Below are 21,846 nucleotides of genomic sequence, written 5' to 3'. Positions count from 1 at the left end.
TCTCCTTTGTTCATTTCGATTCTCACACCGACAGACTTTCCGGTCCAGCGCTAGATTTGGTTTCGATTGAGCGCCCGTTCGTGTCAGACTTGAGGGGTTGGCGCCAACAAATATGGGAGGACACGTGCGCGCACTGCGAAAAGTCACCGAAGGACCGGGGCTAGAACTGGTCGACATTCCCGAGCCAACGCCCGGCTGGGGCGAAGTGAAGATCAGGGTGGAGCGCACGGGACTGTGCGGCACCGATCTGCATCTGTACCGGTGGGATGGGGGTGCGCCCGGGTCGCTCACTCCTCCCCAAACTCTGGGCCATGAGTTTTGCGGCGTCATTGTCGAGTTGGGCAAGGGCCTGGTGGATGAGAACGGGCCCGATTCGCTTCAGGTGGGGCAGCGGGTCAGCGTTGAAGGCCACGTGGTGTGCGGCCGATGCCGCAACTGTCGCGCGGGGCGCGGCCACATGTGTGTCCGCTCAATTGGCATTGGGGTGAACCGCGACGGCGCCTTTGCGGACTACGTGGTGGTCCCAGCGTCAAATGTCTGGGTTCAGCCAGACACTATTGATTCCGAATTGGGCGCACTTTTCGATCCCTTTGGCAATGCGGTTCACACTTGCCAGCAGGTGGAACTCACCGGGCAGGACGTCCTCATCACCGGGGCCGGACCGATCGGGATTATGTGCGTAGCTTTGGCCAAGCACTCCGGCGCCCGCCATGTAGTTATCACTGACCTGAATGAGGAACGTTTGGAGCTGGCCCGCTCCGTAGGTGCCGACCGCGCCCTGGTTCCCAGCAAGGAAGCCCTGGCTGAAGCCATGTCGGACCTGCGAATCCGCGAGGGGTTTGACGTGGGCTTGGAAATGTCGGGTGCCCCCGCCGCCCTGCAGACCCTGGTCGACTACTGTAACCACGGGGCCACGCTGGCACTGCTGGGCCTGCCCGCGGGTCCTTTCGCCATTGATTGGGGCAAAGTGATCACCCGCATGCTCACCATCAAGGGCGTCTACGGCCGAGAAATGTATGACACCTGGTACCTGGCCACGTTCCTGACTGAGACTTCACCTGCCCTCCGGGAGGCCCTCCGCTCGGTAATCACTCACCGGTTCAAGCCCGACCAGTGGGAGGAAGCGTTTGCGGCGGCCGCCTCGGGCCACGCCGGCAAGATCATCATCGACTGGGAGAACTGAATCGTGTACACCAATCGCAGCCAACTAATTGCAGAACTGGACAGCATCCGGGCCGCAGGCCTCTATAAGGAAGAGCGGGCCCTCACCACTCCCCAGGGTGCCCACGTCGAGACCGCCACCGGCCCCGCCCTGAACTTCTGCGCCAACAACTACCTGGGATTGGCCGACGACCCTCGGATCGTGCAGGCCAGCCGCGACTCATTGGACCGCTGGGGCTACGGGCTCTCGTCCGTGCGTTTCATCTGCGGAACGCAGGATCAGCACCTGGCCTTAGAACGGGAGCTGGCCCAGTATTTGCGGCGCGACGACGCGATCTTGTTTTCCTCCTGCTTTGACGCGAACGGCGGGATCTTTGCCGCCCTGTTCGGCCCGAACGACGCCATCATCTCCGATGCGCTCAACCACGCCTCCCTGATCGACGGGATCCGCCTGAGCAAAGCTCAGCGCTACCGGTACCAGAATCGGGACCTGGAGGATTTGCGGACCCAACTGAGCACCGCTCGCGCGCAGGGAGCCCAGACCATCGTCATTGTCACCGACGGAGTCTTCTCGATGGACGGGTACTACGCTCCCCTCCCTGGGATCTGCGACCTGGCCGAGGAGTTTGAAGCCCTGGTGATGGTGGACGACTCCCACGCCACCGGCTTTGTTGGCCCCGAAGGACGCGGGGTCGCGGCCAGGTACGGGGTGGAGGATCGAGTCGACATCTTGACCGGCACGCTGGGCAAAGCCCTGGGCGGGGCCTCCGGCGGCTACGTGGCGGCTCATCAGGAGATTGTTGATCTGCTTCGTCAGCGCGCCCGGCCGTACTTGTTTTCCAACACTCTGGCACCCTCTATTGTCGCAGGCGCGCGGGAGGCACTTCGGTTGGCCAGCCGGGCGGATCAGGCCCGCGCCCACCTGGACGAGGTGTCCGAGCTGTTCCGCCAGCTAATGGAGGATGCCGGGTTTGAGTTGCTGCCCGGCTCCCACCCGATCGTGGCGGTCATGTTCCCCGGGGACGACGGTGCTCACCTGGCCACCGCTGTGGCCAGCAAGATGCTGGAACTCGGCGTCTACGTGACCGCTTTCAGTTTCCCGGTGGTTCCGCGTGGGGAAGCCCGAATCCGGGTCCAACTCTCCGCCGCCCACAGCGAAGCAGATGTGCGCCAGTGCGTCTCCGCGTTTACTGCTGCCCGCGCCGCGGTGAGCTGATCGGGGCCAGTCGCCTAGTTCAACTGTGACCTGAGCCGATAAACTGGTCGGGTGAAGATTGACCCGAAACCCTGCGTCGTTCTCGTCAACCTTGGAACCCCGGAGCAGCCGGAGCCGCCAGCGGTTCGGCGCTACCTGCGCCAGTTCCTGTCCGACCGCCGGGTAGTGGAAACGCACCCGGCTCTTTGGCGCCCAATCCTCGAGGGCATCATCTTGCGAGTGCGCCCCCGCGCCTCTGCCGCCAAATACCAGCAGGTGTGGGGCGAGCACGGATCGCCGCTGATGCACTTCACCGTCCGCCAGGCCGAGGAGGTTGATCGCCAGCTCGAGGGACGGGTCGAGGTCCGCCACGCGATGCGCTACGGCCAACCCTCGGTGGGAGCCGTGCTCCAGCAGCTGCATGATGAGGGGTTCCGCCGCCTCCTGCTCGTGCCCCTTTACCCCCAGTTTTCCGCCACCACTTCCGCCACGGTGACCGACGAGGTTGCTCGCTGGTCGATCCGGTCCAGAGACCAGTTCGAGCTGCGGCAACTGCGCTCCTTCCCCACTCATGACGGATACGTTTCCGCCCTGGTGGAGGCGATCAAGGGCCATTGGGAGCACCGCGGCCGGCCCGATTTTGCCGCCGGCGATCGCCTGGTGTTGAGCTACCACGGGATTCCAGTTTCGATGGCCGAGGCGGGTGACCCCTACCCCTCCGAGTGCACCGCCACCACCGAAGCTGTTCGCGCCCGACTGGGACTGGGACCCGACCAGGTCCTCCACACCTACCAGTCCGTTTTCGGTCCGGCCGAATGGCTCAAGCCCGCCACCATTGACACGGTGGCAGCCCTGGGGAAGAGAGGCACCCGCCGGGTGGACGTGATCTGCCCCGGCTTTGTCTCCGACTGTCTGGAGACGCTGGAGGAGATCGATATGGAGAACCGGACGGCGTTCGTCGAGGCGGGCGGCGACGAGTTTCACTATCTGCCGTGGGGTAACGACCGGCAACCCTGGACCCGAGCGCTGTCCAATCTGGTCCAGGAAAGCCTCACCGGCTGGCTCTAAGGCAACTGCGCCCAGCCCCTCCCCCTCGTCAACCCGTAAAAGTCGAAACAATTCGAAAGCCATCGCACCCGGCCCGGCCGCCGAGCGCACCCAACCGGAGTCAACCCGGCTCAAACTGAGCAAATTCAACGCAGAAACGGGGTTGAAATCAGGGCGGGAGCTGATACGATTGTCCCGTAGTCACCTTTCGGTTAGATTTTGATTACCATTCGTGGGACTTACGAATCAGATCGAGAGGCCAGCCGAGACCTACACCTGCGCGAGGAAGCGAAGAATGACGAAGACAGCATCTCCCGAGCCGACTGGGCCGCACTTTTTCGCCGCTGCCGATCTGGGAGCGTCGAGCGGACGCGTCATCCTGGGGCGCCTGGAGGACGGGCGCATGACGTTGGCAGAGATGGCCCGATTCCCCAACGGGCCGGTGGAACACGAAGACGGAATCCACTGGGATTCCCAGCATCTGTTCACCTCAATTGTCGAGGGAATCAAGCGGGCCCAGGTCGCGGCCGAGGGCCAACTGACCTCCGTCGGGGTGGACACCTGGGGGGTGGACTACGGTCGCCTCGACGAGGACGACCAGCTGATTGAAGAGCCGTTCCACTACCGGGACGATCGGACCGTCGGCGTGGTGGAGTCGTTCTTCTCGCGCCTGCCTTCCGCGGAACTCTACGCCGCTTCGGGCCTGCAGGTGAACCCGTTCAACACCGTGTTCCAGTTTGCTGCCGATCGGGATCAGGCCGGCTGGGAGCGAACCCAGACCATTTTGTTCACTCCCGATCTGCTCACCTTCTGGCTCTGCGGCCAGAAGCGGGCGGAGGTCACCATCGCCTCCACTTCCGGGATCCTGGACCCACGGACCCGCCAGTGGTCCCCAAAACTGATTGAGCATCTGGAGCAGGAATACTCGATTCCGGCCGGGCGGATGCTGGCCGAGCTGGTGGAGCCGGGAACGGTGGTCGGGGAAACCAAGCCGGGGCTACTGCCGACCCCGGTGAAAGTGGTGGCGGTCCCCTCGCACGACACCGCCTCGGCCGCGGCCGCCATTCCCGCCCAAACACCAAATTTCGCCTTCATTTCTTCCGGCACCTGGTCGCTGGTGGGGCTGGAACTAACCAGCCCGGTCCTGACCCCGGAGAGCGAGGCCGCCGACCTGACCAACGAGTTGGGCGCCGACGGCACCGTCACCTACCTGCAAAACATCATGGGCCTGTGGGTGCACAACGAGTGCCGCCGGGTCTGGGCCGAGCGCGGCCAGGACACCGACCTTCGACAGCTAATCGAAGCCGCCGCGCAGCTCCCTGCCCTCCAGGTCGTGGTGAACATCAACGATGAGCGACTGTTCCCACCCGGGGACATGCCGGCTCGGCTCCGCATGTTGGCTGCCGAAACCGGGCAGGAACTGCCCGACGACCCGGTCGCAATCACGCGCTGCATCCTGGATTCGCTCGCCCTGGCCTATCGCAACGCCATTTTCACCGAGCAGGAGCTGGCCGGCAAACAGGTGGAAGTAGTCCACATTGTTGGCGGCGGCTCCAAGAACGAACTGCTCTGCCAGCTGACGGCAGATGCGACCGGCCTGCCCGTCGTGGCCGGCCCCAAGGAAGGCACCGCCCTCGGCAATCTGCTGATGCAGGCGCGGGCGTGCGGATACATCGACGGCGACCTGCCGGCCCTGCGGGCGGTGGCGCGCGCATCGGTCGAGGTCACCACCTACCAACCCGGCCACCTGGGCCTGCCCACCGCCGCCTGGGAAGACGCGAATCGCCGCGCATTTCCCTACAAGAAATAGCCCCCGCCCCTAGGGAGAAGCCTCATGACCAACACACCCATCGTCAACACTCACGTTCACTTCCCACCCAACTTCTCCGCCTACGCCACGGTGGCTGAGGCGGTCGAAGCCGGGCGCGCCCAGCAGGTGGCCGCCATCGGGATCTCCAACTTTTACGACCAGAGCGTCTACGAACTGTTCCGCGACCAAGCCGCCCAAGCCGGGATCACCCCGCTCTACGGCCTGGAGTTCATCACCCTGGTGCCCGAGTTGGCCGAGCAGGGCGTGCGCGTCAACGACCCGTCCAACCCGGGCCGGATGTACCTGTGCGGCAAAGGAATCAACCCGTTCAAGGTCAAGTCAGCCCGCGCCCAGGAAATCGCCGACAAGATTCGAACCGGCAATGACGAACGCGCCGCGGCCATGGTCAACCAGCTGGCCGCCTGGTGCGCCGAAAACGGCCTGGACACCGGACTGACACCGGAATCCATCGCCGAGGCGGTCGCGGACCGGGCCGGGGTGCCGGCGCAGTGGGTTTCCCTGCAGGAGCGCCACATCGCCAGTGCCTTCCAGCAGGTAATCAGCGCCCTGCCGGAACTGGAACGACACGGAATCCTCACCCGCCTCTACGGCGGGATCGAGCCGACCGTGGACCTGGAAGATGCCGCCGCCCTCCAGGGAGAGGTCCGCACCCGGCTGCTGAAGACCGGCACCCCCGGCTTTGCCCCCGAGGTGCCGCTCAGCTTCGATGAGGCCTACGAGTACATCCTGGAAATGGACGGGATCCCCGTCTACCCAACGCTGGCTGACGGCACCAGTCCCATTTGCCCGTTCGAGGATCCTGCCCCCGAGTTGGCCCAGCGCCTGCGGGCACGCGGAATCCAGATGGCGGAGCTGATCCCCATCCGCAACACGTCGGCCTGCGTGGACCGCTATGTCCGGGCCTTCACCGAAGCCGGCCTACTGGTCATCGCCGGCACCGAACACAACACGCCCGAACAGATTCCGCTGGAGCCTGCCTGCGTGGACGGGCCGGTCTCTGACTATGCCCGCCAAGCTTTCTTCGATTCCGCCTGCGTGATCGCCGCCCACCAGTATCTGGTCAGCCAGGGCCGGCCCGGATACGTGGATCGCACCGGCCGCGTGGTCGGGGACCCGGTCGAGTTGGCCCGGCTCGGCGCGCGGCTTCTGGCTCGGGACGAGGCGGCCGAGCGGCTGATCCTCACCCGGGTGGCGCCCGCACTGCGCGGGGCCCTGGCCCAGGGGGACCGGCTACCCGTGGTCACCTCGTCCACTGCCCCGGCCGTTCGAGCAGCCGAGGCGGAGGAGCTGGCCGCGGCCGGCGCACTGGTGCTGGAGCTGGACCCAACCCAAGATTTGGTCGAGCAGACGCTGGCCCAGCTTGGCCAGGAGCGCCCAGCAATCGTGGCTCTCCCGGGTCAACTGGCCCTGGCCACCGGCTCGGATCTGGCCACCGCCAGCGCCCGGATGCAACAGTTCCTCCAACGCCTGACCACCGGCTCGGAAACCGAAATTGAGCCCACCGAGGCGGCCGACGCCACCCCTGACACATCGGGCACGGGTCGCCTCGCCGGCAAAGTGGTGGTGGTGACCGGCGCGGCCCAGGGCTTCGGCTTGGGCATCGCGCAGGAGCTGATCACCCAGGGGGCCTCGCTGGTGCTGGCGGACCTGAACGTAGCCCAAGCCCAGCAGGAAGCGGATCGTCTCTGCGCCGAACACGGAGACGGGCGGGCCGTCGCCCTGGCGGTGAACGTCTCGAATGAGCATTCGACAAAGCGTTTCGTCGCCGAAGTCTGCCGGCTGTTCGGGGGCATCGACGTGTTCGTCTCCAACGCTGGCGTGCTGCGCGCCGGCTCGGTCCTGGACCAGCCGGTGGGCGAGTTTGACCTGGTCACCTCGGTGAACTATCGCGGCTACTTCCTCTGCGTGCAGGCGGCAGCCCCGATCATGGCCGTCCAGAACCGGGTTCGGCCCGACCTGTGGTTCGACATTGTCGAGATCAACTCCAAGTCCGGCCTGGAGGGGTCCAAGCGGAACTTCGCCTATGCCGGCTCGAAGTTCGGGGGGATTGGACTGACCCAATCATTTGCCCTGGAGCTGGTCGAACACGGCATCAAGGTGAACGCCATCTGCCCGGGAAACTACCTGGACGGGCCGCTGTGGATGGACCCGGAACGCGGACTGTTCGTCCAGTACCTGGCGGCAGGCAAGGTCCCCGGCGCCACCACCGTGGACGAAGTCCGCGCCTTTTACGAAGCCAAAGTCCCGATGAATCGGGGCTGTGTGCCGGCCGACCTGGCTAAAGCCATCTACTACATCGTCGACCAAGACTACGAAACCGGCCAGGCGGTGCCCGTCACCGGCGGCCAGAACATGCTGAACTGACTCGGCTAACTGACCCTAAGGAGCAATCATGAGCAAGCAGATTCCCCCCACGCAGCACGCCGTGCAGTTCGTAGGCGTGAAGGAAGCAATTGTCAACCCCGCCAAACCAATGTACGAGGTTGGGCCCAAGCAGATTCTGGTCGAAGTGGAGGCCTGCGGGATCTGCTTCTCAGACATCAAACTGATCAACGCCTTTGACCACCACCCGCGCAAGAGCGAGGTCGTGGCTGGGCTGACCGATGCCGAACTGGCTGAAATCCCCTCCTACCAGCCCGGTTCCCTCCCGGTGGTTCCCGGTCACGAGCCGGTTGGCACCGTCGTTCGAGTCGGCGAACAGGTCACCGACGTGAAGGTAGGTGACCGCTTCCTGATTCAGACCGACTACCGGCACCTGCCGACGGCCGCCTCCAACGCTGCCTTTGGGTACAACTTTGACGGGGCCCTGCAGCAGTACGTCGTGATGGACGAGCGGGTAATCACCGATCCGGTGACCGGCGAGTCTTTCCTGATTCCGGTCTCTGACGCCCCCTCGGCCTCTGCCGTCGCCCTGATTGAGCCGTGGGCTTGCGTTCAGGCCGCCTACCACTGGACCGAGCGCCAGCAGCTGAAGGCTGGCGGTCAACTCCTGCTGGTGGTCGGAGCCGGGCAACAGGTTGACGGGGTCGAAGAACTGGTGGCCGACTCGGCCCCGGGCGCAGTCACCGCAGTTGGGGCCGACTACCCCGGCGCGACCACCGCCGCCAGCCTGGAAGAACTGGGCGAGCAGAAGTTCGACGACATCATCTACTTTGGGGCCAACCCGGACGTAATCGAACAGCTAGAGACGATGCTGCCCGCCAAGGGGATCCTGAACGTGGTTCTGGGCGGAGAGCGGATTTCGCGCCCGACCAAGGTGGACGTGGGCCGGATCCACTACGACCTGATCCGCTACACGGGTACTCGCGGCAACTCGGCTGCAGATGGCTACCGGCGGATTCCGGCGACTCCCCAGATTCGGCCCGGGAACAAGGTGGCCATTGTCGGCGCGGCCGGCCCGATGGGGCTGATGCACTCGATGCTGACTGTGGTCTCCGGGGTTCCCGACATCACGATGGATGCGGTGGATGTCGACGATGCCCGCCTGGCTCGGCTGGAAGAGGTGGTGGCCCCGGCCGCGATCAAACACCAGGTGCCAGCCACGTTCCGGAACTCGAAGGAACAGCCGTTGGTCCCCGGGTACGACTATGTCGCCGTCATGGTGCCGGCCCCCTTCCTGGTGGCTCAGGCGGTGGAGATCGCCGCCCCGGGCGCCATCGTCAACGCCTTCGCGGGCTTCCCGATCGGCACTTCGGTTGAACTGGACACCGACAAGATGGTGGGAGACGGCATTTACATGACCGGCACCTCTGGCTCGCGCATCGTGGACATGGTGCAGATCAAGCAGAAGTTGGAAGCCGGGATCATCGACACCAACGTGTCCCTCTGGGCGGTGTCGGGTATCGCCGGCGTGTCAGAGGCGCTCTCGATGGTCGAGAACCGAACCTCGGGCGGCAAGATCATGGTCTACCCGCAGCTTGGAGAGCTCGGCGTCGTCAAACTGTCGGAGATGGCTGAGGTTCTGCCCGAGGTAGCGGCCGAGATGGTCGATGGCAACTGGACCCGCGCGGCCGAAAAGATGCTGCTGCAGGTCGCCCGCTAAGCTCGGCGACGTCGGCCGAAACCGTTTAGTTCGGGGATTCCCCGGGACAGCTGGCCCCACCTCACGTCCATTGGTCCGCGAGGTGGGGCCTTTGGGTTGGTGGTTTCGGGGTGGCGGTTTTGGGGTGGCGGTTTCGGGGTGGCGGAGCTCCCAAATACCCCTCACACGAGGGCCGAAGAGTCCAAAACTCATCGATCCACCAACATTTGCCGGTGCGACCTGTCGGATCGTGGCAGAAGACTGGCAAACATACCCAAACGCTGGCAAAACCACCACCCACACGCCCAAACCAGGCGAAACCCCCAACGTTTGCCAGCGTTCAGACACGTTTGCCACAGTTCCCATCTGGCCACGGCTCACTCCGCTTACCAACCCGAGGAACCCGTCCAGGAATCGCCCCAAGTTTTCCACAGTTCACCTGCAGCAGTGATAGTTTTTCGATCCGGTGCCTTACTAGATGCATGACATTGAACTTGGACGACCTCATGTATCAGAAATCCAACGGTGCGCGGATAGACAACGCACTGATTCGACAGGAGAGCCTGATTCGGATCCGGCGCGGAGTTTACCTACCTGCCACCCTCCTCCCTGCCACCTGCCAAGCTTGGCAAGTCAGACAGGCAATCTCCGTCGCTCGAGCCTTGTCAACTACTGCAGTTAGCAAATCAGAAGAGCCCCCAATCATGACGCTGGAATGTGCCCTGCTCCTTCGAGGCCTGCAAATATGGAACAACACCCCCAACATCACTTTTCGCCGACAAGGGGTCACCAGTCACCCCTCACCTCGAGAGCTCCAGCTGGTTAACGTGCGGGGAATGAAGATCGGGGCTGTCACGGAACGTCAGCTTCGAACCAAGTCTGCACCGGCTGAGGTCGAGCAAGTTGGAAAGATCTGGACGCCAACACTCCCATCTCTCGCACTAGACGTTGCTCGGAACCTGGTCCCATTCCATGCGGTAGTCGCAGTGAGCTCGATCCTCCGGGAGCTTTCGCAGTACAACCGTTTTGAGCGCGCCAAGTCTACCCAAGTGTGCAGGATCCTGAAACAGGAATTGGCCGACGATTCTCGACACCAGGGCAATCCATGGCACCAGGAACAAGGCCTGTCTGTGCTACAGGCCGCCGACGGGGCAATCGAGTCGCCCGGAGAGGGCTTCCTCCTCTGGATTCTGCACGGACTGTTGGAAAGCTCAACTCTTCGAGATGAGATCGCCTGCCAGTGGCCCATCACAATCCAGGGGCGGCGCTACTACGTCGACGTAGCGCTCCCTAATCTCAAGGCGCTCTTTGAGTTTGATGGCTACTCGAAGGTTGACGGGAAGCGTCACCAGTTTATGGAGCGTCAGCGCCTCCTGGTTGAAGCTGGCTGGCACATTCTCAGAGTCGAGCTCAGGGAGGTCAGCACCCCTCGCACCGCGACATTGCGGGTGAAAGCATTTCTGGAGTCACTCGGCGTTCACACCCCAAATCACTGGGGGCGTTGGTGGGCAGAAACCTCAAGAACTTCGCGCCAGCTGTAGCCCAACATCAATTGACTGCCCGCGAGCCGGTACCTCCGGCCCCCATCGCTCACCCACTTTCGATTCTCATTTGCCTACCTCGCACGTGACTCGCACCGAAAACTGGCTGAGGCCCGGCCAACATCAGACCTATGTCCCACTCGAGGCGGGGTTCGCCAGTAGAATGACCTGCACACCACAAAAACTGCTGTTATGAATCCCTTGCGAAATAATGTCGAGAATCGGTAGAATCGTAAGTAATCGAAAAGGAGTATCAAAGATGAGCGAACGCAGTGAGAGAGAGCGTTACATCCTCGATCTGCTGGCCCAAGATGGGTCCCTCTCGGTCACCGCTTTGTCCCGCGACCTCGGAGTCTCCGAAGTCACCATCAGAGCCAACTTGAAGGCGCTGGAACAGCAAGGTCTGCTGTCCCGGACTTGGGGCGGTGCCAAACCGACCTCCATGCTGAACGTGTTGGACCGGGTCAAAGTGAATGAAGCTCAGAAAGAGCGGATCGCGGCGGCCGCCGCCGCATTGGTGCGCGACGACGATCGCATCATGATTGAAGCCGGCACGACAAACGCTCTGATCGCGAAGTACCTGACAGGTCGGCGCGGCGTGCAGATCGTGACCAACTCGCTTTTGCTGCTCACCTATGCCCGAGCCAACCGCGACTTAGACATCTTGCTTACCGGCGGTCAGTTCATGCGAGAGACAGAGTCGATGGTCGGCCCCACGGCTCTCAGCATGGTGCGAAAGTTCAATGCGCGCCTGGCATTTGTCTGCACCGACGGGTTCACCGCCGATCGCGGCATCACTACCCGCTACGCCGAGGGAGCCGCTGTGAGCGCTGCCATGGCCAAGCAGGCCGAAGAAGTCTGGATGGTTGCCGACTCGTCCAAGTACGGGCGGGCCGGGTTCGTCAATGTCCTCGAGATGGATGATCTCAGCGGGATCATCACCGACACGGGTCTGGGATCCGAATCGAAAGAAGTGCTTGAAGGGTCTGTCCCCGTGGTACAGACCGTCTGACAACGTAGAGCGAAGGGAACTCTCATGGCAGAAATCGTGGTTATGCCCGCCTTGGGCAACTCCGTGGAATCCAGTCTGATCAGCGAATGGTTGGTTCAGGTGGGTGACACGGTCAATGAGAACACACTGCTGTGTGCCATTGAAACCGACAAATCCAGCATGGAGGTTCCCGCCGGCGTAGCCGGTGTCGTCCTGGCTTTGCTGGCGGAAGAGGGCGACGATGTGCCCGTCAAACAGCCAATCGCCGTCGTGGGCGAGGAGGGGGAGACGGTCGATCCGGCTCTGCTCGGCGATGCCGGCGCCGCTTCCGAGCCCGACTCCACCGATGAGGCACCCGACCTGTCCGACCCGGCCGCTTCGGAGGCGCCAACGTTGGCTGCCCCCACCTCACCGCAATCGGGCGCCCGAGTCTCGGACTCTGATTCACCCGTCTCGCCGCGCGCCCGGAACCTGGCCTACTCCCAGGGTGTGGCCGCTAACAAGCTGCAAGGGACCGGCCCGCACGGCCGCGTCATTGCCCGCGACGTCGAGGCAGCAATCGCAGCTGGCCCAGGTCTAACCCGAGGGGCCCGGGCGGAAGCCGACGGCTTCGTGCCCGGTCGTACCGGTTCGGGAATCGGCGGCCGCGTCACCCGCGCGGATCTGGCCTCCATCCCGACTGAGGAAACGTCCGCACCCGCTACGGCCAGCCAGTCCAACAGCCCGACCACCGACCAAGACTTCCCCGGAGCCTTCACTCAAGCTCCACTCAAGGGAGTCCGAAAGGTTATTGCCGAGCGGATGATGAGCTCGCTGCAGAACTCGGCTCAGCTCACATTGGACACGACCGCCCCGGCGGACGGATTGTTAGCGCTGCGCAAGAAGCTGAAGAACGCCCCCGAGAACCTGGGCCTGAACCAGGTTACTATCGGCGACTTGATCGGCTATGCGGTGGTCAAAACCCTGGTCCGCTACCCAGCGTTGAACGCTCACCTGGACGGTGGCACCCTCACCACTTTCGACTCGGTCCACCTCGGCATTGCGGTCGACACCCCCCGCGGACTGCTGGTTCCGACCGTGCGCTTCTCCGAGGCGATGACCCTGCGTCAGTTCTCCAGCGAATCCAAGCGGGTGGCCTACGGTGCAATTGACGGTGACCTGGATCCGACACTCCTGGCGGGCGGAACTTTCACCGTCACCAACCTGGGGTCGTTCGGGATCGAAGCATTCACCCCGGTTCTCAACGCGCCGCAGGTATCCATCCTGGGTGTTGGCGCTATCACCCCTCGGCCCAAGCTGAATGCGGACGGCTCGGTTGGGATTGAGAACCGCGTGTGGCTCTCCCTGACCATGGACCACCAAGCGTACGACGGGGCCGACGGGGCCCGGTTCCTCAAAGACCTCTCCGAGGCGATCGCTAACATCGAGCTCACGGTTCTGGGCTAGGAAGGCAAGACAGTATGAGTGACTACGACGTCATCATCATTGGAGGCGGCCCGGGCGGATACCTGGCAGCCGAACGACTTGGGCACGCGGGCAAGAAAGTGCTGCTCGCCGAACGAGAGTCCCTGGGCGGCACCTGTCTGAACGTCGGGTGCATCCCCACAAAGTCCCTCTTGAACTCAGCCAAGCTCTACCGGCACGCCCTGGACGGTGCCCGCTTCGGTGTTACCGCTACCAACGTGGAGTTCGACTGGACCACGGTCCAAAGCTGGAAAGCTGAAGTCGTCAAAACTCTGGTCGGCGGCGTCGGCATAGCCGAGAAACGGGCTGGGGTCGAGGTGGTCAAAGCTCACGCAAACCTGGTTCGTCCCGGCGTCGTCGAAATTGGCGGGGCCGAGAAAACTGCCGACCATGTCATCGTCGCTACCGGTTCAGAACCGGTAATGCCGCCAATTCCCGGGGCCAAGGACAACCCGAAGGTGGTCGACTCTACCGGCCTGCTGGCGGTGGCCGAAGTCCCGGCCCGGCTCGCCGTCATTGGCGGGGGCGTCATCGGCGTTGAGTTCGCATCGCTCTTTGCGGCCTTTGGCTCTCAGGTCGAGGTGATCGAGATGCTTCCCGAAATCGTCCCCTTCATGGACGACGAGGTGGCCGCCCAACTGCGAGCTGGGATCGAAGGCGTCACCTTCCGACTCGGGTGCAAGGTGGAGCGAATCGACGGCTCGAACGTCGTCTACACTGACCGCGATGGGCAGGAACAGACGGCCCCCGCCGACCTGGTCCTGATGGCTGTTGGCCGCCGCCCAGTCCTGCAGGGCTGGGGCGCCCAGGAGGCCGGCCTGGACTTCACTCCGCGGGGTCTGAAGACCGACGAGTACTGCCGGACCAATCTGCCCGGCGTTTGGGCGGTGGGCGACGTGACCGGAAAGAGTCTGCTGGCACACGCCGCCTACCGAATGGCAGACATTGTTGCCGCTCACATTCTGGATCCGCAGGCTGCGACCGCCAGCGGCCAACGCTTCCGCTCGCACACGGTCCCGTGGGCGGTCTATTCCATGCCGGAAGCGGCCGGGGTCGGACTGACCGAGGCTGAGGCGAAGGCAGCTGGCCACAACGTCACCTGCGCTACCGTCCCCCTCGTCCTTTCGGGTCGGTTCGTGGCCGAGAACGGGCTGAAAGCTCCCGGCGCGGTCAAGTTGGTCGCAGATTCTCAGACCAGGGCCGTCCTGGGAATCCACATGCTCGGCCCCTACGCCCCCGAAACCATTTGGGGAGCAGCCGGCATCCTCGAATCCGAGTTCACGGTCGACGACCTGCGTCAGGTCGTCTTCCCCCACCCCACCGTCTCTGAAGGAATCCGCGAAGCCGCCTGGGCTGTGCGCGACTAGGAAGGTATTTACACAAGATGGCTAAGCAACTTGAAATCGATCCGAAGAAGGTCCGCGAGTCCGGCGAGATCCTCACCCCGCCTATCCCGGTCAACGCCTACCAGCCCGACTGGAAGGCAGAGACCGCGCGCTACGGTGAAGACGGCCTGGTGAACATGCTCAAAGACATGATCACCATCCGCACCTTCGAGAACATGCTGAACTCGATCAAAACTCAGGGCGGCTGGAACGGCATTGAGTACAACCACAAGGGCCCGGCTCACCTGTCCATGGGACAGGAAGCGGCCGTAGTTGGCCAGGCCGCTGAGCTGGATGCGGATGACTTCATCTTCGGCTCGCACCGCTCGCACGGCGAGATTCTGGCCAAGTCCTTCTCTGCCGCTCGCAAGCTGGGACCCCAGAAGGTGCAGGAGATCATGGCTTCGTTCCTCGGTGGCGATACCCTCCACTGGGCCGAACAGATCCCCCATCAGGGCGAGGCCGACCTGATCGACAACTTCATCCTCTTTGGGACCCTGGCCGAGATCTTTGCCCGCAAGGCCGGCTTCAACCGGGGCATGGGCGGTTCCATGCACGCGTTCTTCTCTCCCTTTGGTTCGATGCCCAACAACGCCATTGTTGGCGGCTCGGCTCCGGTCGCCACCGGCTCGGCACTGTTCAAACGGATCAACCGCCAGCCCGGCATTGTGGTCGCTAACATCGGAGACGCTTCCATGGGCTGCGGCCCGGTGTGGGAAGCAATGATGATGTCCGCCATGGATCAGTACCGCAAGCTGTGGCGGCCCGAGGACGGTGGCAACCCGCCCATCATGTACAACTTCTTCAACAACTTCTACGGCATGGGTGGGCAAACCAGCGGTGAGACCATGGGCTACGGGATGCTGGCCCGGGTCGGCGCCGGGGTCAACCCCGAGGCCATGCACGCCGAACGGGTGGACGGCTTCAACCCGCTGGCAGTGGCCGACGCGATGCGCCGGAAGAAGGAACTGCTGCTGGCGGGCGAGGGCCCGGTCCTGTTGGACACGATCACATACCGGTTCGCCGGCCACTCCCCCTCCGACGCCTCCTCCTACCGGACGCGGGAAGAAGTCGAAGCCTTCCAGGAGATCGACTCCATCGACGCGTTTACCGCTCGCCTGGTTGATCACGGCGCGCTGACCATGGACCAGGTGAACGAGTTGCGCGCCGGCATTGAGGAGCGCCTGACCAACGTCTTGCAGGTCTCGGTGGACGACTCAAAGCTGGACCGGGTAGATGCGCAGTACATTGAGTCAGTCATGCTCTCCAACCAGAAGGTGGAGGCCTTCGGCCACGGGGAAACCCCGGAGCTGAACGAGCCGTTGGCTGACAATGCCCGGGTCAAAGCCATTGCAAAGAAGATTCGCCGGGCCACCGACGAAAACGGCAAGCCCGTCTCTAAGCTGAAGATGTACCAGTTCCGCGACGGCATTTTCGAGGCGATGGCCCACCGATTCTCGATCGACCCCACCATGGCCGCCTGGGGCGAGGAAAACCGCGACTGGGGCGGCGCCTTTGCTGCCTACCGCGGGCTGACCGAGCTGCTCCCCTACCGGCGCCTGTTCAACTCGCCAATTTCCGAGGCGGCCATCGTCGGCTCCGGGGTCGGCTACGCCCTCTCCGGAGGCCGAGCCGTCGTCGAGCTAATGTACTGCGACTTCCTGGGCCGCGCCGGGGACGAGGTCTTCAACCAGGCCGCCAAGTGGCAGTCCATGTCGGCCGGCGAGCTGAAGATGCCGCTGGTTGTGCGCGTGTCCGTGGGCAACAAGTACGGCGCTCAGCACTCGCAGGACTGGTCGGCCCTGGTGGCGCATATCCCGGGACTGAAGGTCTACTTCCCGACCACCCCCACCGACGCGAAGGGCATGTTGAACCTGGCTCTGTCCGGGACCGACCCGGTCATCTTCCTGGAGTCGCAAAAGCTCTACGACATTGGTGAACAGTTCGAAGCCGACGGGGTTCCCGAAGGGTACTACGAGACTCCCGAAGGGGAGCCGGCCATCCGCCGGGAGGGCAGCGACCTGACCATCGCCACCCTTGGGGCCACCCTGTACGGGGCATTGGAGGCAGCCGACGAACTGCAAGAGAAGTACGGCCTCTCCGCCGAGGTGATTGACCTGCGGTTCGTGGCTCCGCTGAACTACGAGAAGCTGCTCGCTTCCGTCAAGAAGACGGGTCGACTCGTCCTGGCTTCCGATGCGGTTGAGCGCGGTAACTTCCTGCAGACGGTGGCCACCACCGTCCAGAACTTGGCCTTCGATGACCTGGACGCTCCGGTGGTGGTTGTTGGCGCTCGCAATCACGTCACCCCCGCGCCCGAGTTGGAAGACCTGTTCTTCCCGCAGCCAAGCTGGATCCTGGATGCCATCAACGAGCGGATTGTGCCACTGCCAGGGCACACCCCCACCGCCAACTACACGTCCGGTGAGGCCATCCGCCGTGGTGCTTTGGGCGTCTAGCCACAGATAGCCGAACCGCCGCTAGCAACCTTCTGCTGGCGGCGGTTTTGCTTAGCTAGGACCGCAGGGTCGACTCGCGCACCACCAGGTCCGGGTTGAACAGTTTCGAGATCCGGGGCATCTCGCCGGTCTGAGAGATGGCGTTCATAGCGCCCAGCAGCAAACTGGCGGCCTCCCGGCCCATTTGATGGGTGGGCTGACGGATGGAAGACAGCGGCACCGCGGCCGAGGCCGCAAAATCAATGTCGTCGTACCCGATGATGGCCATCTGTTCGGGGACCCGCAGGCCCGCGGCCGTCATCCCCTGCAAGAACCCCATGGCGACCAGGTCCGAGGCACAAAAGACTGCGGTCGGGCGGAACGGCAGGTCCAGTTTCAGTACCTCTTCAGCTGCTCGGCGTCCCGCCTCGGGATCCATCTGAGCGGTGGAGATTACTCGGAGCGACGCGCCCGGGTGTGCCTGAACCGCCACCTGGCACCCCCGCAGGCGATCGCGCACCTGCACCAACCGCTCGCTGGCTCCCACAAAGGCAATCCGGTGGTGGCCCTGATCGATCAGGTGGTGACCGGCCAGCAGCCCGCCGGTGAAGTTGTCGCTCCCGACGCCCGAGAACTCAGAGTTGTTCGCCTCGTCCAGGAGCACCACGGGGATCTGACGTTCCATCAGGTTGGCGGCTGAAGCCATAGCTGCCCCCACCGGGGCCATCATCACCCCGCCCACACGTTGGCGCCGGAACTGATCCAGGATCAGCTCTTCCCGCTCGGGCAGCTCGTTGGCGTTGGAAACGTTGACGATAAATCCGCGTTCGTAGAGGAACTCTTCAGCCCCGTGAAAAAGCTCGGCAAAATGCGGGTTGTAGAGGTTTGGGACCAGCATGCCGATCGTATTTGAGCGTCCCGCCCGTAACTGGCGAGCGTTCTCATTTCGCTCCCACCCAAGTTCGCGAATCGCCCCGTTCACCCGCAGCCGCGTTGCCTCCGCCACCTTGTGCGGGGCGTTCAGCACGTTCGAGACGGTCCCAATTGAGACCCCGGCGAGGGCAGCCACGTCCTTGGTGCTCACCGAGCGCTGTCTGTCTGCCACGTTCACCTTCTCACTGCCGAGTAACGCGCCTGCCTAGGGGTTTACCCTAAGAATGCTACATATATTCGGCCGTTCTGGCCAGAGCACCCCCCAGAACGACCTGAAGCCGAGGTGAAGCTCATCAACTGAACTCCTCCTCGGCTCCGGCCGCGCCTGCCTATCTAGCTACTGGGTGTCACACCTTTGCTCAGAATCACGTTGGCATAGATGCGCGTCTCCGTGGTGCGAATAATGAAGTTAGCCTTCTTCGCCTCCTCGTAAAACGCGTACCGCTCCACCAAACCCACCCGATCGGCCGAGGGGTTTCCAGCGGCGGCCACCAGCTCGTCTTGCACCGCGAGCGCCTGCCCTTCCGAGTCCATCAGCTGAACGGCGTTCACATCGTCCAGCTCCAGCACTGAGCAGACCGCTGCCGTCACCTCGGGCGAGCCCTGCGCCACGTCCACCACCACATCGCTGATGCGATAGGCCGGGAAATGGGCGTCCGCAATCACCACGGTGTCGGAATGGCCCATCTGGTCCAGCAGAGCCAGCAGATCGCCATTCAGAATCGGGTTGATTCCTTTGAGCATGGCTCCCCCTAGTCCTGCGGCACGTCGAAGTCGCCGGCGACGAAGACTTCCACGCCCAAATCCTGCAGGGCAACGGCCTTGGCCACCAGGGCACGAGCGGCGGTCTCCGCATCCGGAGCGTAGGCCACATTCAGGTGGTTGGCCTTGTGGCGTGCCATCAGCTGGTCGCGGGAGACGCCGGGCAGGACCGCGTGCATGATCGGCCACTCAGGGTTGGTGGCCTTCAGCCGGCGCTCGGTTTCTTCGTCGGGCAGATCCACCGCTTTGCCCACGCCCAGATCGGCCTTGAGCCGGTTGTCCTCGATGTAGACGCGCGACCAGACGATTGGACCGGCCTTGGAGGTCCCGCGCAGGGTGCCGCCGCCGAGGGGGAAGAAGACGGGATCTTGGCGCCAGGAGCTGGCCGACTTGTAGCCGTTGGGCAGGTGCGAGGCGGGGACGGAGCCTGAGATTTCGAAGACCCAGACGAACTCACCGTCAAAATCGTCACCCCAGCGCAGGTCGTGCAGGGTGGTGGCCGGGTCGAGTCCCATGGACTTCCACACCCGGTTGGTGATCAGGGCGTCAACTGCCACTCCCTGGTCCACCTCGTTCGCGCAGGGCAGCGCCACCCCCTCGTAGAGGACGCGCGAGCCGTCGCGGCTCTTGACCGGGGGCCGGTGCTCGTTGTTCAACAGACCTTCCACCAGGTCGGAGGCCGGCACCAGGTCCTTCAGACCCTGCTGGTACTGGATACCCACCGCGTCGAGCCCAAAGTCGTCAGCAATCCGCAGGGCCGCAATGTACATCTTGGCTTGCGACAGTACCTGCGCTTCGGTCAGCTCGGTCTCTTCGTCGGTACCGAACTGGAAGGTCATCCCCTCGTCGAGCAGCCACTGGAAAACTTCCTGAGCTTCCTCGTCGGACACCGTCAGCATCTCGGCGTACAGCGCGGACTGAGAGAGACGCTCCTTGTACATCCCCAGCTGGTTCATCATCTCGTCGTCGATGATGGCGTTGTACATCCCCATGCAGCCCTCGTCGAACAGGCCGATGATGGCCTTGTCTTCGCGCAGTTGCTCCGCCACCGCGTCGCCCAGGGCCACTTCGCCCTCGGGCAGGTTTTCCCGCGAGGGCAACTGCTTGATGTGCGATGCGTCGTGGACGATGTGGCCGGTGGTCAGCCACTCACGAATCTTGTCGACCGCCCACTGATCGGTGTAATCGATGGACCAAATGGTCGAGTAGGGAACCCCCGCTTTGGTCAGGGAGCCGTTAATGTTCAGCATCCCCACCAGGCCGGGCCAGGTTCCATCGAAGTTAGCGGCGGTCAGGATCGGGCCCCGGTGGGTCTTGAGCCCGTGCAGAATGTGGTGGGAGTACTGCCAGACAGACTCCGCGACCACCAGGGGAGCATCTTTCGGGACGTGCTTGAAGATCTCCATCCCCAGGCGCTGATGGTCAATGAAGCCGTGCTTCTTTTCCGGATCGTAGGAGTGGGCGCGCTCAACCTCCCACCCGCATTCGTTGATGGCGCGGGTCAGTTGGCGCTCCATCTCTTGCTGAGTGGCCCAGGTGGCCCGATTGGTGGTTTCGCGCAAGTCGCCACTGGCTACCAGGTAGACGGTGTTCGGCTTGGCCGCTGGCCGCTCCGTCGCTTGCGGAAGATCATACGTTTTAGCCATTATTCCAAAGACTCCTTCGTCAACTAGTTGGCAGGTACAGCCATGCTACAGAAAACGATTTCCACGGTCAATAGCTTTCGAGAGACTCCCATCGTCAGGACTTTTGACCTTGCGGGCGAGGTGACCGAGATCGGCTATCTTCGGCTCAGCAGGTGGAGTTAAGCCCCCAGCTACGGCTGGAAAACCCGCGCGCGCGTCCGCCACCGACGGAGGCTTCCCGACGTGTCAGGCGCCACGATTTGCGCATAAGTGCCCCACCACTTGATATATCGATTTCCCATGTGGTCTACTAGGGGCACCAGTTCGACCGATCAACGAGGTTCGTCAATGGCTGTAACTATCCGCGATGTGGCCCGAGAGGCCGGAGTGTCCCCGGCCACCGTCTCACGCGCATTCAACGCCCACCCCTCGGTGGGGCCAGAGTACGTGGAGCGGGTCAAGCGGGCCGCGAAAAAGCTGGGGTACCGCCCCAACAGCGTGGCCCGGAATCTGCGGAAGAAGACCTCCGACGTGATTGCGTTGATCATTCCCGACGTCGGCAACAACTTCCACACGGCGATTGCGCGCGGCGTGGAGGATGTGGCCCAGGAAGCCGGTCTCTCGGTTCTGCTGGGAAACACTGACGAGAATCCTGAAAAGGAGAATCGTTACTTAGCCGTGTCACAGATGCAGCAGGTCGCCGGGGTCCTCCTGTGTCCCCACGATCCAGAAATCGATATTTCTCAGCTGCTCGACCAGGACGTTCCGGTGGTCGCAATCGACCGGAGGATTCACGCCCGGGTGGACACGGTCGTCTCCTCGTCGGTCGAGGGGTCCTATGATGCCACCCGACACCTGGCCGACCAGGGGTGGAAACGAATTGCTTGCTGCACCGGTCCGGCGGATATTGAAACAGCCGCAAATCGCGCAGCAGGATACCGAAAAGCCGCAGCTGAATTGGGTTTTACCCCAGTGGTGGAATTCTCCACTTTTGATGCGCTCGGCGGGGTGGTGGCAGCCCAAAAATTGATGGACTCCCCCACTCCTCCAGATGCCATTTTCGCAGCCAACGAGCCGCTGGCACTAGGGATTATCGACGAACTGAGGCGGAGGGGCCTTCGTCCCGGTCGGGATGTGGGCATGGTCTGCTTCGACGATTCTCCCTGGGCCCCACTGATCGATCCACCCCTCACGGTGGTGGAGCAGCAACCCTATGAGATAGGGGCACAAGCAGCCCGGATGCTGATCGAACGACTAGAGGTCGACAGCTCCATCCCGCCGCGATACGTTGAGTTCTCAACAAATCTGATCATCCGGAAGTCCTCCCTTCGGAATGGAGCAAAAGGATAACAGTTTAGTTACGGGGACTCGGAACGCTTGACACGGTGTTCACGCAGTCGATAAGGTTCGAGAAATCGATTTCTGCATGTCGACGACGACAGAAAGCAAAGA

Annotated in this window: 15 protein-coding genes; 12 read left to right on the top strand and 3 right to left on the bottom strand. The window is 63.2% G+C overall.

What is annotated here, in order from left to right; translation table 11 throughout:
• Positions 1–124: 124 nt before the first annotated feature.
• The 11 genes from tdh (at position 125) to SAC06_RS02830 (ending at position 17,095) form a co-directional block, all read left to right on the top strand.
• A complete protein-coding gene (gene tdh, locus SAC06_RS02880) occupies positions 125–1,183 on the top strand; it encodes an L-threonine 3-dehydrogenase (protein WP_350258712.1) in 1,059 nt (352 codons plus the stop codon).
• A 3-nt stretch (positions 1,184–1,186) separates the two neighbouring features.
• Complete coding sequence (locus SAC06_RS02875; protein ID WP_350258711.1) at positions 1,187–2,377, top strand: glycine C-acetyltransferase; 1,191 nt, start codon at positions 1,187–1,189, stop codon at positions 2,375–2,377.
• A gap of 51 nt (positions 2,378–2,428) precedes the next feature.
• The gene (gene hemH / locus SAC06_RS02870; RefSeq protein WP_350258710.1) at positions 2,429–3,424 is read left to right on the top strand and encodes a ferrochelatase; all 996 of its coding nucleotides are present in this window, start codon (positions 2,429–2,431) and stop codon (positions 3,422–3,424) included.
• 274 nt (positions 3,425–3,698) lie between these two features.
• Positions 3,699–5,213 (top strand): rhamnulokinase family protein, encoded by a 1,515-nt coding sequence (locus tag SAC06_RS02865; protein WP_350258709.1) that lies wholly within the window; start codon positions 3,699–3,701, stop codon positions 5,211–5,213.
• A gap of 24 nt (positions 5,214–5,237) precedes the next feature.
• Complete coding sequence (locus SAC06_RS02860) at positions 5,238–7,598, top strand: SDR family NAD(P)-dependent oxidoreductase (RefSeq protein ID WP_350258708.1); 2,361 nt, start codon at positions 5,238–5,240, stop codon at positions 7,596–7,598.
• Between the two features lie 28 nt (positions 7,599–7,626).
• Positions 7,627–9,276 (top strand): alcohol dehydrogenase catalytic domain-containing protein, encoded by a 1,650-nt coding sequence (locus tag SAC06_RS02855; RefSeq protein WP_350258707.1) that lies wholly within the window; start codon positions 7,627–7,629, stop codon positions 9,274–9,276.
• A 965-nt stretch (positions 9,277–10,241) separates the two neighbouring features.
• Positions 10,242–10,796: a hypothetical protein gene (locus tag SAC06_RS02850; RefSeq protein WP_350258706.1), complete on the top strand. Its 555-nt coding sequence runs from the start codon at positions 10,242–10,244 to the stop codon at positions 10,794–10,796.
• Between the two features lie 259 nt (positions 10,797–11,055).
• Positions 11,056–11,808: a DeoR/GlpR family DNA-binding transcription regulator gene (locus SAC06_RS02845; RefSeq protein ID WP_350258705.1), complete on the top strand. Its 753-nt coding sequence runs from the start codon at positions 11,056–11,058 to the stop codon at positions 11,806–11,808.
• 24 nt (positions 11,809–11,832) lie between these two features.
• A complete protein-coding gene (locus SAC06_RS02840; RefSeq protein WP_350258704.1) occupies positions 11,833–13,233 on the top strand; it encodes a dihydrolipoamide acetyltransferase family protein in 1,401 nt (466 codons plus the stop codon).
• Positions 13,234–13,247: 14 nt separating this feature from the next.
• The gene (gene lpdA / locus SAC06_RS02835; RefSeq protein WP_350258703.1) at positions 13,248–14,618 is read left to right on the top strand and encodes a dihydrolipoyl dehydrogenase; all 1,371 of its coding nucleotides are present in this window, start codon (positions 13,248–13,250) and stop codon (positions 14,616–14,618) included.
• 17 nt (positions 14,619–14,635) lie between these two features.
• Positions 14,636–17,095 carry a thiamine pyrophosphate-dependent enzyme gene (locus SAC06_RS02830; RefSeq protein ID WP_350258702.1) on the top strand — a complete coding sequence of 820 codons (2,460 nt, stop codon included), beginning with the start codon at positions 14,636–14,638 and terminating at the stop codon, positions 17,093–17,095.
• A gap of 55 nt (positions 17,096–17,150) precedes the next feature.
• On the opposite strand, the gene SAC06_RS02825 is transcribed toward SAC06_RS02830, so the two are convergent.
• From SAC06_RS02825 to SAC06_RS02815, 3 genes are all read right to left on the bottom strand, one after another.
• Positions 17,151–18,179: a LacI family DNA-binding transcriptional regulator gene (locus SAC06_RS02825; RefSeq protein ID WP_350258701.1), complete on the bottom strand. Its 1,029-nt coding sequence runs from the start codon at positions 18,177–18,179 to the stop codon at positions 17,151–17,153.
• A 161-nt stretch (positions 18,180–18,340) separates the two neighbouring features.
• On the bottom strand, positions 18,341–18,751 hold the full coding sequence (locus tag SAC06_RS02820; protein ID WP_350258700.1) for an RbsD/FucU family protein: 411 nt from the start codon (positions 18,749–18,751) through the stop codon (positions 18,341–18,343).
• Positions 18,752–18,759: 8 nt separating this feature from the next.
• Positions 18,760–20,415 (bottom strand): hypothetical protein, encoded by a 1,656-nt coding sequence (locus SAC06_RS02815; RefSeq protein WP_350258699.1) that lies wholly within the window; start codon positions 20,413–20,415, stop codon positions 18,760–18,762.
• Positions 20,416–20,742: 327 nt separating this feature from the next.
• Here SAC06_RS02815 and SAC06_RS02810 point away from each other — a divergent pair, with 327 nt between their 5' ends.
• Positions 20,743–21,744 (top strand): LacI family DNA-binding transcriptional regulator, encoded by a 1,002-nt coding sequence (locus SAC06_RS02810; RefSeq protein WP_350258698.1) that lies wholly within the window; start codon positions 20,743–20,745, stop codon positions 21,742–21,744.
• Positions 21,745–21,846 lie beyond the last annotated feature (102 nt).

The organism is Scrofimicrobium sp. R131, from assembly GCF_040256745.1.
GTDB lineage: Bacteria > Actinomycetota > Actinomycetes > Actinomycetales > Actinomycetaceae > Scrofimicrobium > Scrofimicrobium appendicitidis.
The sequence above is the reverse complement of the archived record's forward strand: the minus strand, read 5'-3'. Positions and strand labels throughout refer to the sequence as shown.

Bases quoted from the DNA above. Each gene is read 5' to 3' on its own strand.
- SAC06_RS02865 (WP_350258709.1), top strand. From the start codon at position 3,699: ATGACGAAGACAGCATCTCCCGAGCCGACTGGGCCGCACTTTTTCGCC.
- SAC06_RS02860 (WP_350258708.1), top strand. From the start codon at position 5,238: ATGACCAACACACCCATCGTCAACACTCACGTTCACTTCCCACCCAAC.
- SAC06_RS02855 (WP_350258707.1), top strand. From the start codon at position 7,627: ATGAGCAAGCAGATTCCCCCCACGCAGCACGCCGTGCAGTTCGTAGGC.
- SAC06_RS02845 (WP_350258705.1), top strand. From the start codon at position 11,056: ATGAGCGAACGCAGTGAGAGAGAGCGTTACATCCTCGATCTGCTGGCC.
- SAC06_RS02840 (WP_350258704.1), top strand. From the start codon at position 11,833: ATGGCAGAAATCGTGGTTATGCCCGCCTTGGGCAACTCCGTGGAATCC.
- lpdA (WP_350258703.1), top strand. From the start codon at position 13,248: ATGAGTGACTACGACGTCATCATCATTGGAGGCGGCCCGGGCGGATAC.
- SAC06_RS02830 (WP_350258702.1), top strand. From the start codon at position 14,636: ATGGCTAAGCAACTTGAAATCGATCCGAAGAAGGTCCGCGAGTCCGGC.
- SAC06_RS02820 (WP_350258700.1), bottom strand. From the start codon at position 18,751: ATGCTCAAAGGAATCAACCCGATTCTGAATGGCGATCTGCTGGCTCTG.
- SAC06_RS02815 (WP_350258699.1), bottom strand. From the start codon at position 20,415: ATGGCTAAAACGTATGATCTTCCGCAAGCGACGGAGCGGCCAGCGGCC.
- SAC06_RS02810 (WP_350258698.1), top strand. From the start codon at position 20,743: ATGGCTGTAACTATCCGCGATGTGGCCCGAGAGGCCGGAGTGTCCCCG.